The following is a 15,992-nucleotide window of genomic DNA, read 5'->3' as shown; positions in this document are numbered from 1 at the left end:
ACATGAGCAGCCTGACCTTGTCCGACATGGCCCAGACCTTCGCCCTGCGCCGCCAGAACGTGGCCCTGAAAACCGAGATGCAGACGCAGCAGGCCGAAATGGTGACCGGCCAGGCCGCCGATCCGGGGCGGGCGCTGCGGGGCGATCATGCGGCGGTGGCGGCGCTGGATGCCGCCCTGACCCGCAACCGCGCCTTTGCCGACGCCACGGGGCTGGCCGGGGCGCTGGCGGCGGGGATGCAGACCGCGCTGGGCGCGATCGACGCGGGCGTGAAGGGGCTGGGCGGGCTGATGTCCGACCGGACGGCCCTGGCCAACGATACCGCGGTTTCCAGCACGGCCGCCAGCGCCACGGCGGCGTTCCGCGCCACGGTGGCCGCGCTGAACACGCAGGTGGCGGGGCAAAGCCTGTTCGCGGGAACCCGCCCCGACGGTCCGGCCCTGCCCCAGCCCGACGCGCTGCTGGAGGCGATGGAGACCGCCATCGCCGGCGCGGACGGCCCCGCGGGGATCGAGGCGGCGCTGGACCGCTGGTTCGCCGATCCGGCGGGGTTCGGCGCGCTTTATTCCGGTGGCGGCCCGCGCGCGCCGCTGCCTTTGGGTGCGGGCGAGGGGGTGGAGATCGGCCTGACCGCCGCGGACCCCGCGCTCACCGACACCTTGAAGGCGCTGGGCATGGCGGCGATGGTGGATCGTGGGGCGGCGGGCGGGGCGCAGGACCGCGCGGACCTGATGGTCCGCGCCGGGGCGGCCCTGTTGCGCGCCGATGAAGGGCGGACCGCCGCCGCCGCCCGCCTTGGCGTGGCGGAGGAGCGGATCGGCACCCTCGCCCTGCGTCACGACGCCGAACGCACCGCCTTGATGACCGCGCGCGCCGACATGCTGGCGGTGGACCCGTTCGAGGCGGCCACCCGGCTGGAGGCGACGCGCACCCAGATCGAGACGCTCTATGCCGTGACGGCGCGTCTGTCGAAGCTTTCGCTGGCGGATTACCTGTGATGTGGCGGCTTGCGGTCTTTCTCATCTGCCTGGCGCTGCCCGCCCTGGCCGCGCCGATCCGCATCAAGGATCTGGCGGATTTCGACGGGGTGCGGGGCAACGACCTTGTGGGCTACGGCCTGGTGGTGGGGTTGAACGGCACGGGCGACGGCCTGCGCAATTCGCCCTTCACCGAGGAGATCATGGCCAACCTTCTGGAACGGCTGGGCGTCAATGTGACGGGAGAGATGCTGCGGCCCCGCAACGTGGCGGCGGTGTTCGTGACGGCGGCGCTGCCGCCCTTCTCCCGCTCGGGCAGCCAGATCGACGTCACCGTATCGGCCATCGGCGATGCCAAAAGCCTGCTGGGCGGCACGCTGGTCATGACGCCGTTGAACGGGGCGGACGGCCAGATCTATGCCGTGGCGCAGGGCACGATCCTTGCGGGCGGCGTCGCCGCCGAGGGGGAGGCCGCGCGCGTGGTTCAAGGGGTGCCCACATCGGGCACCATCCCCTCCGGCGCGCGGGTGGAGCGGGAGGTGGAGTTCGACTTTGCCGGCCTGCAGACCCTGCGGCTGGCGCTGCGCAATCCCGATTTCACCACCGCCGCCCGGATCGAAGGGGCGATCAACGGCGCGTTCAGCCGCATGGCGACGATGACGGATGCGGGCACGGTGCAGTTGAACCTGCGCGGGCAATCCCCCGCCCATGTGCTGGCGCGGCTGGAAAACCTGACGGTGGAGCCGGAAACGGCGGCGCGGGTGGTGGTGGACCAGCGCTCCGGCACCATCGTCATGGGGGAGGATGTCCGCATCAGCCGCGTGGCGGTGGCGCAAGGCGGCCTGACCCTGCGGATCGAGGAATCGCCGATGGCCGTCCAGCCCAACCCTTTCGCGCGGGGGGAAACCATCGTCCTGCCGCGCACCCAAGCCGCGATCGAACAGAATCCGGGAACGGGTCTGGCCGAGGTGGAGGGCTCCACCAGCCTCAGCCAGGTGGTCGCGGGGCTGAACGCCCTGGGCGTCGCGCCCTATGACATGATCGACATCCTGAAAAGCATCGACGCCGCGGGCGCGCTGCATGCCGAATTCGTCGTAAGGTAGTTGTTGCGGGGCGGTCCTGCCGCTAGAATCACCCCCGCAACCGCCCCGGGGGACGCCATCATGATGACCTTCCTGCTTCAACGCGGGGCCGGACCGGCCCGTCGCTTTTACCGGGTGGAACTGGGATACAACCTGTTCGGGGAATATTCGGTGTTGCGTGACTGGGGGCGCGGGCAGCGGATCGCCTGTTTCGCCAACCTGCGCGAGGCCTGTGCCGCCCTTGAACGCTGGACACGGCGCGCACGGCGCCGGGGATACGAGACGACCGCATGACGCATCTTTGGGTTCGCCACGAACAACGCCCGCACGAAGTCCGCGTGGGCCTGACGCCGGACGGGGCCGCCGCGCTGATCGCCCGGGGGCTGCGCGTGACGGTGGAGGACAGCCCGACGCGCTGCATTCCCACCGACGCCTATGCCCGCGCCGGGGCGGTGATCGCGCCCGCCGAAAGCTGGCCCGATGCGCCCGCCGATGCGATCATCTTCGGGCTGAAGGAATTGCCGGAGGATGGCACCCCGCTGCGCCACCGCCACATCCTGTTCGGTCATGCCTTCAAGGGGCAACCGGCGGGGCGGGTTCTGCTGGACCGGTTTCGCGCCGGGGGCGGCACGCTGTATGATCTTGAGGCGCTGGTGGATGCGGACGGGCGGCGGGTGGCGGCGTTCGGCTATTGGGCGGGCTATGTCGGGGCGGCGGTGACGCTGATGGCATGGGGCGCGCAGGCGCAAGGCGGGATCTGCGGGCCGGTGACGCGGTTCGCGGATCGCGACGCGCTTCTGGCGCAGGTGCGCGGGGCGATGATCGGGTCTCCGCGCGCGCTGATCATCGGCGCGCATGGCCGCGTCGGCACCGGGGCGTCCGATCTTTGCGCCGCGTTGGGCGTGCCGGTCACCGGCTGGGACACCAAGGACACGGCGCAGGGCGGCCCGTTTCCAGAGGTTCTGGCCCATGACGTGTTTCTGAACTGCATCCTCGCCCGCCCCGGATGTCCGGTCTTCGTTCCGGCGGGGGCCGGGGCGGAACCGCGCACGCTGCGGGTGATCGGCGACATTGCCTGTGACCCCACGTCGGATTTTTCGCCCATCAAAGTCTATGACCGCGTGACGGACTGGGGCCACCCCGTTCGGCGGGTGGCGGAGGCCCCGCCGCTGGACGTGATGGCGATCGACAACCTGCCCTCGCTCTTGCCGGTCGAAAGCTCGCAGGATTATGCGGGCCAGCTTCTGCCGTCGTTGCACACGTTGACCGATCTGGATGCGGGCGTCTGGGCGCGGGCGCGGGCCGAATTCGACCGTCACCTTTAACGGCGGCCGAACAGCTTTTCGATATCCGTCAGCTTCAGTTCGACATAGGTGGGGCGGCCGTGGTTGCATTGGCCGGAGGTGGGCGTCGCCTCCATGTCGCGCAGAAGGGCGTTCATCTCCTCCGCCCGCAGGGCGCGGCCCGACCGGACCGATCCGTGGCAGGCCATGCGCGACAGGACCGCGTCCATCCGTGCCACCAGGGTGGTGCTGTCGCCCATTGCCAGTTCGTCCAGAATGTCGCGCAGCAGGGCCGCGCCATCCACCCGGCCCAGAATGGCGGGCGTTTCGCGGATGGCGATGGCCCCCGGCCCGAACCCCTCGATCGACAGGCCAAGACGGGCAAGATCGTCCGCCAGCTCCAAAAGCCGTTCCGCATCGGCGGGGGGCAGGTCGATGATGTCGGGGATCAGCAAGGCCTGCGCCGCCACCCCCGCCGCGTCGCGCTGCGCTTTCATCCGTTCATAGACCAGCCGTTCATGCGCCGCGTGCTGATCGACGATGACGATGCCGCCTTCGGTCTGGGCGATGATGTAATTGCCATGGACCTGCGCCCGCGCGGCGCCAAGGGGAAGGGGCGTCGTGTCTTCGGCCCCCTCCACCCGGGCGGAGGGGGCTTCGGCGAACCCCTCGGGCGCCTGCCAGAGGGTCGCGGCGCGGATCATCTGCGGGGCGGGGCGCGGGTCCATCTGATAGACGCGCGGCGGGGGCGGCGCTTCGGGGCGCATGGCCGCCAGCGTTTCGGTGGCCACGGTCGTGGACGCGCGGTGCATCGCCCCCGCCAGCGCCTGCCGCAGGCCGCCCACGATCAGGCTGCGCGCGGCGGTGGGGTCGCGAAACCGCACCTCGGACTTGGCGGGATGGACGTTCACATCCACCGCCTGCGGCGGGCAGACGATGTCCAGAACCGCCGCCGCGTGCCGGTCGCGCGACAGCACATCCATATAGGCCGCCCGCAGCGCCCCGGTCAGCGAGCGGTCCAGCACGGGCCGTCCGTTCACGAACAGGAACTGCTGGGCCGACGATCCGCGCGAATAGGTGGGCAGCGCGGCATAGCCCACCAGCCGCAGCCCGTCGCGATCCAGATCCACGGCCAGCGCGTTGTCGGTGAACTCCGCCCCCAGAAGTCGGGTCAGGCGGGCGGCCAGCGCCGCCATCGGCGGCCCGGATTCGGGATCGGCGCGCAGAAGCGTCCGGTCGCCATCGGTCAGGGTGAAGCCGACGAAGGGTTCGGCCATGGCCAGACGGCGCAGCGTGTCGGCGATGGCCTGCGTCTCGGCCCGGTCGGTGCGCAGGAACTTCAGGCGGGCGGGGGTGGCGAAGAACAGATCGCGCAGTTCGACCACCGTGCCGGGGCGCGCTGCGGCGGGGCGCGCCGCCTCCATCCGCCCGCCGGTGACGGTGATCGCCGCCCCTTCCGCCCCCGCCGTGCGCGAGGTTACCGTCAGCCGCCCCACCGCGCCCAGCGAGGCCAGCGCCTCGCCGCGAAATCCGAAGGACCGGATGTCCAAAAGGTCCGATCCGTCGATCTTCGATGTGGCATGACGCGCCAGCGCCAGCGGCAGATCGGGCGCGGGGATGCCGCAGCCGTCATCGGTCACGCGGATCAGGGTCTTGCCGCCATCCGCAATCTCCACCGTCACGCGGCGCGCGCCCGCGTCCAGCGCGTTTTCCACCAGTTCCTTGACGGCCGAGGCGGGGCGTTCCACCACCTCGCCCGCCGCGATGCGGTTGATCGCGGCCTCGTCCAACTGGCGGATCACGGGCGGGGAAACGGGGCGGTCCATCATGGCCGCGAGTCTAACAGGGCCACCCGCGTCACTCCAGCCCTTGCGGCTGACCGACCACCACGAACCGCAGCGCCGAAGGGTCATAAAGCGTCTTGGCCACGCGGTTCACCTCGTCCAGCGTCAGCGCCTCGATCCGCGCGTTGCGGGTGGTGGGGTAGTCGATGGGAAAGCCCTGCATCTGCATGCCCACCAGAATGCCCGCGATCGGCCCGTTGCCGTCGAACCGCAGCGGATAGGATCCGGTCAGATAGGTCTTGGCCGCGTCCAGCTCCTCTTGCGTGATGCCGTCCTGCGCGATGCCCTCCCACACCTGTTTCGTGACATCCACCGCCTCGGCCACCTTGTCGTTGTCGCTGGCGAACTGCCCCACGATCATGTCGGCATGATCCAACGAGGCGAGATAGGCCGACGCGCCGTAGGTCAGCCCCCGTTGCGTCCGCAACTCGTCCATCAGCCGCGCGGTGAACCGCCCCCCGCCCAAAACCTCGTTCGCGACGAAGGCGGCCATGAAGTCGGGGTCGTGCACATCGATCCCCGGCTGGCCGAACCGCACCACCGCCTGCGGGGTCGGAAAGTCCACGACCGTGGTGCCGCCCGTCGCCCGCCATTCGGCCGGGCCGGGCTGCGGCGCGCCCGTTGCGGGCAGATCGCCCAGAATGCGGTCCAGCAATGCGCCCAGATCGGCCTCGGAGATATCCCCCGCGGCGGCGACATAGATGCGGTCGCGGGCCAGCGCGCCGTCCTGCGCCGCCACCAGATCGTCGCGGGTCAGGGCCGCCACGCTGTCCAGCGTGCCGCTGTCGTCGCTGCCATAGGGGTGGGGTCCGAAGGCTTCGGCGTTGAACGTGTCGCCCGCGATGGCATCGGGGTCCTGCGCCGCCGACCGGATGCCCGACAGGACCTGCGCCCGCACGCGCTGGATTGCGTTGTCGTCAAAGCGCGGCTCGGTCAGGGCGAGATGCAGCAGGTCCGCCGCCTGATCGCGGTTTTCCGTCAGGAAGCGCGCCGACACGGCGACCGCGTCGCTGTTGGAGGAAAAGCGGAACTCCGCCGCCAGATCGTCACGGGCGGTGGCGAAGGCGCTGGCGTCCATATCGCCCGCGCCTTCCTCCAGAAGGGCGGTCATCAGGTTGGTCGCGCCGCGTTTCCCCTCCGCATCCAGCGAGGTGCCGCCCTTGAACCGGATGTCCAGCGCGGTGAAGGGAATGTCATGCGATTCCACCAACCAAGCGGTGATCCCGCCGGGGGAGGTGACCTCCTTGATCGGCACCTCGGCCTGGGCGGGCAGGGCAAGAAACAACAGGGCGGCGAGGGGGCGAAGGAAGGTCATTCTGCGGTCTCCTCGGTGGGGGCCTCGGGCATCAGCCAGCCGGTCACGGATCGGCGCGGGTCCAGCACGTCGCGGGCGGCGGCCATGACATCCTCGGCCGTCACCGCCTCCAGCGTGGCGGGCCAGTCCTGCACGTCCTGCACCGTCAGCCCTACGGCCAGCGCCGCGCCGTAGCGGTTGGCAAGGCCGGAGGCGTCGTCGCGGTCATAGATGTCGGCGGCCCGGATCTGGCGCTTGATCCGGTCCAGTTGCGCGACGTCCACGCCATTGGCCAGAAAGGTCTGAAGCGCCCCGTCCAGCGCCGCCTCCGCCTCCTCCAGCGTGATGTCGGGGGCGGGCACGATGCCAAGGGTGAAGGTGGTCGCATCGACCGCCACCCCGTCATACCCCGCCATGGTATGGATCGCCCGGGGGGCCTCGCCGAATTGCAGCGCCTGGGCCAGCACGGACGTGGTCGGATCGCCGCCCAGAATCTGCGCCAGCACGGTCAGCGCGGCGGCGTCCTGCTGCGCGCCGGACGTGCGCTCGGGCGCGAGATAGGTGCGCAGGACATAAGGCTGCGCCACGCGCGGATCGGCAAAGGTCAGGTGCCGGGCCGCGATCTGCGGCGGTTCCTGCGGGCGGGCGCGGGGCGGGATGGTGTCGGACGGGATCAGCGGGCCGAAATGCGCCTCGGCCATCTGGCGCACGGCGTCGGGTTCGACATCCCCCGCCACGACCAGGATGGCGTTGTTGGGGGCATAGAAGGTGCGGTAATGGTCCAGCGCATCCTCGCGCGACAGCTCCTCCATCTCGGCCCGCCAACCGATCACGGGGCGGCGGTAGGGACTGTTGAGGTATTGCGCCGCCGACATCTGTTCGCGAAACAGCGCGCCGGGATTGCTGTCGGTCCGCTGGCTGCGTTCCTGCAGGATGACGCTGCGTTCGTTGTCGACGATGGGTTGGGTCAGGGTCAGGCCCTGCATCCGGTCGGCCTCCATGTCCATCATCCGGTCCAGATGTTCCGACGCCACGCGCTGGAAATAGGCGGTATAGTCGTAGGAGGTGAAGGCGTTGTCCGTGCCGCCAAGGGCGGAGACGGTGGCCGAGAATTCGCCCGGCGCCATCCTGTCCGTCCCTTGGAACATCAGATGTTCCAGAAAATGCGCGACGCCGGATTCGCCCGCCTTCTCATCCGCCGATCCTGTGCGATACCAGACCATGTTGGTGACGACGGGGGCGCGGTGATCCTCGATCACCACCACCTCCAGCCCGTTCGGCAGCGTGAAATCCGTGACCTCCTGCGCGATGGCGGGGCTGATGGTGACGGTCAGCGCCAATGCGGCGGGCAGCGTTCGGAGCATGGGTTCCTCCCCCGTGGGCAATCGGGCCCACCTGACCCGATCGACGGGCGGGGGGCAAGATGCGCCGGGGGCGGCCTACGCGGTTGTTACTGCCCCGGAGGGGGGGCGGCGGGGGTCTGGCGGCCGCGCTGACGCCAGAACTCCGCCTCGTCCTGCGGGTTCAGGGTTTCGGAGCCGTAGGCCTGGTAATAGGTCGTGTTGCGCAAGGCGCGGTCCAGCAGACGGCCGCGATTGTCCTGGCGGAACTGTTCGTCGGCGGCGGCCAGTTCGGGGCGGATCCCCTCCTCGCGGCCATAGCGGGTGCTGGCGGTCAGCAGGGCCGAATCCGCCGCCGGGATGCCGCGCGCGGCGTTGGGATTGCCGCCAAGCGCCGCGATGGCGTCCCCTTGCGGGTTGGGTTCGGTCCGGTTGACGCCGCCCGGCGTGGGGGTGGGCAGGTCGTTCAGCGACGGCGGCATTTCCAAAGGGCGTTGCGGCACGACCGAAAACGCGTCCGGCCCCGCGCCGGTGGAGCGCAGGCGGATCAGGTTCGGATCGCCGCCGCCGCAGGCCGACAGCGTCAGAACCGCCGCCCCTGCCAGGGCCAATGCGCCGCGTGCTGCCTGCATCCGTCGTCTCCCGTCTGAGTTCGGTTCGTTGTTACCGTAAAGGCGTGGTCAGGTCACGCGGTCTTTCTGCGGGCCTTTTTCGGCGGTTTGGGATCGCCGGTGAACAGCACCAGACCGATGGCCCCGGCAAAGATGGAGATGTCGGCCACGTTGAACGAATAGGGATTTTCGAAGCCATGGACCGACATGTTCAGGAAATCCGCCACCGCGCCATAGAGGATGCGGTCGATGACGTTGCCCATCGCGCCCCCCACCAGCAGCCCCGCAGAAATCCGTGCCAGACGCGTATGGCCGGGCTTGCGGATCCACCACAGGACCCAGGCGGAAATGGCGACGGACAGGACGATCAGCACCCATTTCGTCACCGATCCGTCGCCCGCGAACAGGCCGAAATTCATGCCCTGGTTCCAGGCCATCTGAAAGGTGAGAAAGGGGGGCCAGACCTCGATCCGGCCCACGGTGGCAAGGCCCATGGCGTGGACCACGATCAGCTTGCTGATCTGGTCCAACGCAAAGACGATGGCGGCGACAAGGACGACCTGGGGCATGTCAGTGCCGGAAATGGCGCTGGCCGGTGAAGATCATCGCAAGGCCCAGACGGTCGGCGGCCTCGATCACCTCGGCATCGCGCATGGAGCCGCCGGGCTGGATCACGCAGGTCGCGCCCACGCCCGCCAGAACCTCCACCCCGTCGGCAAAGGGGAAAAAGGCGTCCGACGCGGCGGTGCACCCTTGGGTCAGTGGGGCGGCAAGGCCCATCGCCTCGGCCGCGTCCTCGGCCTTGCGGGCGGCGATGCGGGTGCTGTCCACACGGCTCATCTGGCCCGCGCCGATGCCCACGGTGGCGGCGTCCTTGACATAGACGATGGCGTTGGACTTGACGTGCTTGGCCACCTTCCATGCGACCAGCGCGTCGGCCATCTCGGCCTCGGTCGGCTGGCGTTTGGTCACGACCTTCAGGTCGGGCAGGCCCGCCGTGTCCTTGTCCTGCACCAGCATCCCGCCCGCGACCTGCTTGAACGACAGGATGGGGGCCGTGGGATCGGGCAGGGTGCGGGTGGTCAGAAGCCGCAGGTTCTTCTTCTTGGCAAAGACCGCCTTGGCGGCGTCATCCGCGCCCGGCGCGATCACCACCTCGGTGAAGATCTCGGAGATCTTTTCCGCCGTCGGCCCGTCCAGCGGCTGGTTCGTCGCGATGATCCCGCCGAAGGCCGAGGTGCGGTCGCAATCGAAGGCGCGGGCATAGGCCTCGGCCAGCGTCGCCCCCGTCGCCACACCGCAGGGGTTTGCGTGTTTGATGATCGCGACCGCGGGCCCGTCCTCGGGCGCGAACTCGGCCACCAATTCGAAGGCCGCATCGGTGTCGTTGATGTTGTTGTAGGACAGTTCCTTGCCCTGCCACTGTTTCGCCGTGGCAACCCCGGGGCGGTTCGATCCGTCGGTATAGAACGCCGCCGCCTGATGCGGATTCTCGCCATAGCGCAGGGTCTGGGCCAGCGTGCCGGCAAAGGTGCGGCGGCGGGGCACCTCTCCCAGCGTGTCCGCCATCCAGGCCGACACGGCGGCGTCATAGGCGGCGGTGCGGGAATAGGCGGTCAGCGCCAGGCGCTGGCGGAAGGCGAAGGTCGTCGCGCCGTCATTGGCGTCCAGTTCGGCCAGAAGGGCGGTGTAATCCTGCACATCCGTCACCACGTTGACGAAACGGTGGTTCTTGGACGCGGCGCGGATCATTGCCGGGCCGCCGATGTCGATATTCTCGATGCAGTCGTCATAGCTGCCGCCCCGCGCCACCGTCGCCTCGAACGGATAGAGGTTGACGACCAGCAGGTCGATCGGCTCGATCCCGTGGGCGGCCATGGCCAGAAGGTGTTCGTCGTCGTCGCGCAGCGCCAGAAGGCCGCCATGCACGTTGGGGTGCAGCGTCTTCACGCGCCCGTCCATCATTTCGGGAAAGCCCGTGATCTCCGACACGTCCTTGACCGGCAGGCCCGCGGTGCGCAGCGCGTTGGCGGTGCCGCCGGTGGACACCAGCTCCACCCCCCGGTCGTGCAGCGCGCGGGCCAGATCCAGAAGCCCGGTCTTGTCGGACACCGACAGAAGCGCGCGTCCAATATATACGAGATCGGTCATGCCATCTCTCCTGTGGTCTGATGTTCGGTCCGCTGCGCAGTAGCGTCCCTTCGCGTCAAGGTCCAGTCCAGACGGGCCGGCAGGCGGTCCACCGCGCGATGGATGACGATGCGCAGCGGGTGGGTCGCAAGAACCGGCATGTCGGGCGCGTCGAAGGTCCAGACCACGCCGGTGGGCAGCTGCAGATGCAGACCGTTCTCATCCTCGGTCACCGTCAGGCCGGGGGCGAGGGGGAAGTGGACCGAGATGTGGCGCGTGGCGCGCCCGCGGCCTTCGAACGCCTCTTGCCCGGTCAGGGTGGTCCCGTCGGGCGACAGAGTCAGGCGGCGGCGGTGGACCACCCCTTTCCAGCCTGAATGCGCGGCGGAGAGGGAGTAGCCGTCGCCCGCCACCTGTCGCGCCGGGGGGCGGCGCAGGGGGGTGTCGCGGATCTGCGGGGTGGCAAGGCCTTCGGGCGTGGCGACGATGACCGGATGGCGGCCCGACGACATCTCGAACGGCAGGGGGGCGTCGGTGCGCAGGATCACGGTGGTGCCGCCGCGCGCCAGTCGCTTCAGGCCCGTGCAGGCGGGGGGTGCTGCGCGCAGGTTCGCCAGGGCCAGCGCCGCGTCGATCTGCGCCGGATCGCCGCCGGTGCCGCCCCACAACCGCGTCAGGTGCCCGGTCGGATGCCGCGCGGCGCGCACCGCCGGAACCAGTTCGGCCAGAAACGGGGCGGTGGGGGCGTCGGGCCAGCACAGGCGGATCGCCAGAAGCGCCGTCAGCGCATCCGGCAGGGCGTCGGGGGGCAGCGGCACGGGGCGCAGGGCGCGGGCGACGCGTTCGGCATCGGGGCGCAGGGCGGGGCGTTCCAGCGCGTGGCTGGCCACCGCCAGACCGGCCAGCGCGACCAGCCGGTCGGGGCTGCGATGCCAGCGCCGCGCCAGAAACGCGGCCTGATGGGTCAGCGCGTCCAAGGAGGCCAGGGGCACGCCCCGCGGATGGGCGAAGCGGGCATGGGCGATCCAGTGCAGCAGGCGGCGGCCCGTGAAACCGGGCGTCCACCCGTCGCCCCTTCCCCATCGTTCGGTCCATTGCGCAAGGGCGGCGGCGGCGAAGCGGCCCGCCGTCTCATCCCCCCGCGCGGCCAGATCGGACAGCCAGCCGAAGGTCTGCGCCGCCGGGTCGTCCCAGAGTCCGCCCGCGATCCACCCCTCGGCCCGATCGGGATCGCCCCCCATCGGCAGGTCGGGCATGGGGTGAAGGACGCGCGCGCCGCCCCGGCCCGCGCCGCGTGTCTGCCAGACCGCCAGCCGGTCGCCCAGCCGTGCCGTGTTCCGTTCCGTCGCCACCGCATCCCCGTTCGGTTTTCATAAACGATAACCGGAGTTTGCGGCCCTGTCATCCCGTCTTGCGCGCGACCCCTGCGATAAAGAATCCGTCCATGCCCCCGGCCTCGGCGTTGACATCGGGGCGCAGGCGCAATCCGCCCTGCGGCGCGTGCCAGGCGGGATCGGTCCCTTCGGGCGGGGGCAGGACCGTCAGGTCGGGATGGCGGGTCAGGGCGGCGGCCAGTTGGTCCTCGCCTTCCTCGGGCAGGAGCGAGCAGGTGCAGAACACCAGCCGTCCGCCGGGGGCAAGCAGGGTCAGCGCGTGGTCGATCATGCGGGCCTGAAGGTCGACCAGCCCCGCGACCTCCTCGCCCGTCTTGACGAAGGGCAGGTCGGGATGTCGGCGGATCGTGCCTGTGGCCGAGCAGGGCGCGTCCAGCAGGATCGCATCGAACGGGCCATCGGAAAAGGTCAGCACATCGCCGGTCACGACCCGGGCCGCAAGGCCCGTGCGGGCCAGATTCTCCTGCAGGCGGGCCAGCCGGGGGGCGGAGATGTCGACCGCCGTCACCTCGGCCCCGGCATCGGCCAGTTGCAGCGTCTTGCCCCCGGGGGCGGCGCACAGATCGGCGATGCGTTCGCCGGCGCGCGGGGCCAGATACCGCACGGCCATCGCGGCGGCGGCATCCTGCACCCACCAGTCGCCCGTCTCGTATCCCGGCAGGGCCGAGACCTGCGTGCCGGCGGGGAGGCGCAGGCCGCCGGTGGAAAGGCGCGTGCCCTCAGGGATCGCGGTGGCCGCGGCCTTCAGCGTCAGGTCGATGGGCGGGGCCTTGGCCTGCACGGCCTCCATCATGCTCACCGCCTCGCGCCCATAGGTGTGCACCAGCGGCTGGCGCAGCCAGCGGGGCAGGCGTTGCGGCGGCAGGCCAGAGAAGTCGGCCTTGACCTTGCGCAGAACGGCATTGGTGAACCCCGCCTGATGCGCGGTCTTGCGGCCATGGCGCACGATGTCCACGGCGGCGTTGACCGCCCCATGCGCCGCCGCGCCCTCCACCGCCATTTCCACGACCGCCAGCCGCAGGGCGTTCTGCACCAGACGCGGCGGGGCGCGGCGGATATGGGGGTCCAGCACGGCATCGGCCTGTTCCAGATGGCGCAGGGTCATCGCCGCCAGCCGCTGCGCGCGGGCGCGGTCGGCGGGGCCAAGCGCCTCCAGCGGGCCGTTGGGCAGGGTGGCGATTTGCGACAGAAGCGCCCCTTCCGACAGGACCGCGCCCAGAAGCTGCACCGCCGCGTGCCGTGCCCGAAATCCCTCGACCGCCATGCCGTTCCCCTTGTTCGCCAACCCGCTTGCGGTATATCACGAAGGCCGTGGAAACAAGGAGCGTGCCATGACCGATGCCCCCCATCTTTCCCGAAGCGACCTGCCCCCCGCCGCCCTGCGCGCGCTGGCCGAGGCGGAGGAGCGGCGCAAGGCGGCCACGCTGGATCTGCCGACCGAGTTGGGCGGCCGCGACGGCCCCGAACCCGTGCGTTACGGCGATTGGGAGAAGAAGGGCCTCGCCATCGACTTCTAAAGCGTCAGCGCCATGAAGGTTTGCGTGGCGTCCTGTCCCGTGGGGCGGAACCCCATTCCGGTGTAAAACGTCAGCGCGCCCGCATTCGCGTGGCTGACATTCAGGCGCACGTCCGGCAGATGGCGGCGATGCGCCACATCCAGCGCCGCGTCCATCAGGGCACGGGCGACGCCCTGCCTGCGCGCTTCGGGGCGGACATAGACCATGGCGATGACGCCCTCCGGCATCAGGGCGAGCAGTCCCAGAGGCCGGTCGCCCTTGAGCGCCGCGAAGACCGTGTTCACCCCCAGGCGACGCATCCATTCGTCCTGCGCCAGCGGTTCCCAATCGGCCAGCGTGCTGGCATAGGCCTCCGGCACGGTCCGCAGCGCCTCCAGCCGCAGGGTGCGGAAAATAACCCAATCCTCGGGGCGCAGGTGGCGGACGATCACAGCCCCAGCACGTCCATCATCGAATAGACCCCCGGCGCGCGGGACTGACCCCAAAGCGCGGCCTTCAGCGCGCCGCGCGCGAAGATGCCGCGATCGGTCGCGATGTGGCGCAGGATCAGGCGCTCCCCCTCGCCCGCGAAGATCACGTCATGCTCGCCCACGATATTGCCGCCGCGGATGGAGGAGAAGCCGATGTCGCCCCGTCGCCGCGCGCCGGTGATGCCGTCGCGGCCCGCATCGGTCACGTCGGCCAATTCCACCCCGCGCCCCTCGGCCGCCGCTTCGCCCAGCATCAGCGCCGCACCCGAGGGCGCGTCCACCTTCATGCGGTGATGCGCCTCCACCACCTCGATATCCCAGTCGGCGTCCAGCGCGGCGGCGACCTTGCGGGTCAGGCCCAGCATCAGGTTCAGGCCAAGGCTGGTATTGCCCGACTGGATGATGACGGCGTGCCGGCCCATCGGTTCGAACTTCGCCAGATCGGCTTGGGTAAAGCCGGTGGTGCCGCAGACATGGACGGCGCGGGCCTGCGCCGCCAGCCGGGCGAAATCCAGCGACGCCTCGGGCGTGGTGCAATCAAGGATGCCCTGCGCCGTCGCGAACGCCTCCAGCGGATCGTCGGTGGCGATGACGCCCACGGGGGCGCCGCCCATCGCCTCGCCCACGTCGCGGCCCACCCAGTCGTGGCCTGCGCGGACCACGGCCCCCGTCAGGCGCGCATGGGGCGAGGCCAGCGTTTCGGCCATCAGCAGCCTGCCCATCCGGCCGGCCGCGCCGGTCACCACCAGTCCGGGTGTCTCGCTCATCTCGCATCCTTTCGTTTGGAGGAGTGGTAACGCGGGCGTGGGTCCGGTGAAAGCCCGCATTGCAAGGGCGGCGCGAAAGGCTTACATCGCGCCCATGGCACGCAACATCCATTCCACCGGCCCCGGCCCGTCGCAACGTCAGCTTCGTGTGGGCGAACTCATCCGCCGCGTCCTGTCGGACGTGCTGACCCGCGCCGAGGTGCACGATCCCGACCTGAACGCCACCTCCATCACCGTGGGGGAGGTGTCGGTTTCGCCCGATCTGAAGATCGCGACGGTCTATGTCATGCCGCTGGGCGGGGCGGCCATGGGCGGCGACGTGCAGGCGGCGATCGCCGCGCTGGCGCGCAACAAGGGCGAACTGCGCCACCGCGTCGCCAAGGAGATGAAGCTGAAATACGCCCCCGACCTGCGGTTCCGCGCGGATGAGACGTTCGACCGTCTGGACGACACGCGGCGGCTGTTCTCGGATGAACGCGTGCGGCGCGATGTCGAGGGTGGCGATGAGGGCTAAGGTCTTCGCCGCCCTTGCTGCGTTTCTGGCCCCCTGGGGCGGGGCCGCGCTGGCCGATACGGGATGCGAGATGGTGGCGTTCGAAGGGCGCGATTACGCCCTGTGCGAGGCGCGGGCGGGCGACGATCTGCGCGTGTTCCAGACCGCCCCCGACGGGCGCCCCTTCGGCAGCTTTTCCCGCGTGAACGCCGCCCTGCGCGACGAGGGCAAGGTTCTGGCCTTTGCCATGAATGCGGGCATGTATCATCCCGATCGCCGCCCCGTGGGGCTGACGATCCAAGACGGGGCGGAGATCGCGCCCATCGTCACCGGCGCGTCCTCGGGCAATTTCGGCCTTCTGCCGAACGGCGTCTTCTGCGTGGGCGACACGTTTTCGGTGGTGGAGACGCGCGCCTTTGCCGCCGATCCCCCCGCCTGCCGCTTTGCCACCCAGTCGGGGCCGATGCTGGTGATCGACGGCGCCCTGCATCCGCGGTTTCTTGCGGACGCCACCTCGCGACATATCCGCAACGGGGTGGGGGTCAGCGCGGACGGGCGGACGGCGTGGTTCGTCCTGTCCGCCGACCGGGTGACCTTTCACGAATTCGGGCGGTTCTTCCGCGACGCGCTGAAAACCCCGAACGCGCTTTATTTCGACGGCTCCATCTCGCGGCTTCATGCGCCGGATCTGGGGCGGGACGACATCGGCTTTCCGCTGGGGCCGATCGTCGGGGTGGCCGTTCCCCGATAAGGGACGGCACCCGCACTGGCGGCCATAAGAAACGGAGAC

Annotated in this window: 17 protein-coding genes; 7 read left to right on the top strand and 10 right to left on the bottom strand. The window is 70.1% G+C overall.

Annotated elements, in window-relative coordinates:
- The first annotated feature begins 2 nt into the window (after positions 1-2).
- The 4 genes from MU449_RS12915 to MU449_RS12900 are packed head-to-tail and all read left to right on the top strand — an operon-like array spanning position 3 to position 3,384.
- Positions 3-998, top strand: coding sequence for a flagellin (locus MU449_RS12915; protein ID WP_244738730.1), 996 nt, complete (start codon positions 3-5; stop codon positions 996-998).
- Entirely contained in the window at positions 998-2,080 is a 1,083-nt protein-coding gene (locus tag MU449_RS12910; RefSeq protein ID WP_280517782.1) for a flagellar basal body P-ring protein FlgI, read from the top strand. The genes MU449_RS12915 and MU449_RS12910 overlap by 1 nt, the downstream gene beginning before the upstream one ends.
- 60 nt (positions 2,081-2,140) lie before the next feature.
- A complete protein-coding gene (locus MU449_RS12905) occupies positions 2,141-2,353 on the top strand; it encodes a WGR domain-containing protein (protein WP_244738725.1) in 213 nt (70 codons plus the stop codon).
- Positions 2,350-3,384, top strand: a complete 1,035-nt coding sequence (locus tag MU449_RS12900) for a saccharopine dehydrogenase (protein WP_244738722.1) — start codon at positions 2,350-2,352, stop codon at positions 3,382-3,384. Before MU449_RS12905 ends, MU449_RS12900 begins: the two co-directional genes overlap by 4 nt.
- Here MU449_RS12900 and mutL read toward each other — a convergent pair.
- The 8 genes from mutL to MU449_RS12860 form a co-directional block, all read right to left on the bottom strand.
- Positions 3,381-5,171, bottom strand: a complete 1,791-nt coding sequence (mutL, locus tag MU449_RS12895; protein ID WP_244739080.1) for a DNA mismatch repair endonuclease MutL — start codon at positions 5,169-5,171, stop codon at positions 3,381-3,383. The two genes, MU449_RS12900 and mutL, sit on opposite strands and share 4 nt — an antisense overlap.
- Before the next feature lie 28 nt (positions 5,172-5,199).
- Positions 5,200-6,501, bottom strand: coding sequence for a M16 family metallopeptidase (locus MU449_RS12890; protein WP_244738720.1), 1,302 nt, complete (start codon positions 6,499-6,501; stop codon positions 5,200-5,202).
- A complete protein-coding gene (locus tag MU449_RS12885) occupies positions 6,498-7,844 on the bottom strand; it encodes a M16 family metallopeptidase (protein ID WP_244738719.1) in 1,347 nt (448 codons plus the stop codon). The genes MU449_RS12890 and MU449_RS12885 overlap by 4 nt, the downstream gene beginning before the upstream one ends.
- An 86-nt stretch (positions 7,845-7,930) precedes the next feature.
- Positions 7,931-8,452 carry a DUF3035 domain-containing protein gene (locus MU449_RS12880; protein WP_244738716.1) on the bottom strand — a complete coding sequence of 174 codons (522 nt, stop codon included), beginning with the start codon at positions 8,450-8,452 and terminating at the stop codon, positions 7,931-7,933.
- A 53-nt stretch (positions 8,453-8,505) separates the two neighbouring features.
- Entirely contained in the window at positions 8,506-9,000 is a 495-nt protein-coding gene (gene lspA / locus MU449_RS12875) for a signal peptidase II (RefSeq protein ID WP_244738711.1), read from the bottom strand.
- 1 nt (position 9,001) lies between these two features.
- Entirely contained in the window at positions 9,002-10,582 is a 1,581-nt protein-coding gene (gene purH, locus MU449_RS12870; RefSeq protein WP_244738704.1) for a bifunctional phosphoribosylaminoimidazolecarboxamide formyltransferase/IMP cyclohydrolase, read from the bottom strand.
- A complete protein-coding gene (locus MU449_RS15880; RefSeq protein ID WP_244738701.1) occupies positions 10,579-11,913 on the bottom strand; it encodes a heparinase II/III domain-containing protein in 1,335 nt (444 codons plus the stop codon). Before MU449_RS15880 ends, purH begins: the two co-directional genes overlap by 4 nt.
- A gap of 49 nt (positions 11,914-11,962) precedes the next feature.
- Entirely contained in the window at positions 11,963-13,219 is a 1,257-nt protein-coding gene (locus MU449_RS12860; RefSeq protein ID WP_244738687.1) for an RsmB/NOP family class I SAM-dependent RNA methyltransferase, read from the bottom strand.
- Positions 13,220-13,286: 67 nt separating this feature from the next.
- On the opposite strand from MU449_RS12860, the gene MU449_RS12855 reads away from it, so the two are divergent.
- A complete protein-coding gene (locus MU449_RS12855) occupies positions 13,287-13,472 on the top strand; it encodes a DUF1674 domain-containing protein (RefSeq protein WP_244738682.1) in 186 nt (61 codons plus the stop codon).
- On the opposite strand, the gene MU449_RS12850 is transcribed toward MU449_RS12855, so the two are convergent.
- Positions 13,469-13,903 (bottom strand): GNAT family N-acetyltransferase, encoded by a 435-nt coding sequence (locus tag MU449_RS12850; protein ID WP_244738681.1) that lies wholly within the window; start codon positions 13,901-13,903, stop codon positions 13,469-13,471. The two genes, MU449_RS12855 and MU449_RS12850, sit on opposite strands and share 4 nt — an antisense overlap.
- Positions 13,900-14,709, bottom strand: coding sequence for a 4-hydroxy-tetrahydrodipicolinate reductase (dapB, locus tag MU449_RS12845; protein ID WP_244738680.1), 810 nt, complete (start codon positions 14,707-14,709; stop codon positions 13,900-13,902). The genes MU449_RS12850 and dapB overlap by 4 nt, the downstream gene beginning before the upstream one ends.
- 94 nt (positions 14,710-14,803) lie before the next feature.
- Between dapB and rbfA the strand changes: the two genes are divergently transcribed.
- Positions 14,804-15,223, top strand: a complete 420-nt coding sequence (gene rbfA, locus MU449_RS12840) for a 30S ribosome-binding factor RbfA (protein ID WP_244738679.1) — start codon at positions 14,804-14,806, stop codon at positions 15,221-15,223.
- Positions 15,213-15,953: a phosphodiester glycosidase family protein gene (locus tag MU449_RS12835; RefSeq protein WP_244738677.1), complete on the top strand. Its 741-nt coding sequence runs from the start codon at positions 15,213-15,215 to the stop codon at positions 15,951-15,953. Before rbfA ends, MU449_RS12835 begins: the two co-directional genes overlap by 11 nt.
- The last annotated feature ends 39 nt before the right edge of the window (positions 15,954-15,992 follow it).

Source organism: Falsirhodobacter halotolerans (assembly GCF_022899245.1).
Lineage (GTDB): Bacteria > Pseudomonadota > Alphaproteobacteria > Rhodobacterales > Rhodobacteraceae > Falsirhodobacter > Falsirhodobacter halotolerans.
This window is presented reverse-complemented; position numbering and strand designations above follow the sequence as displayed.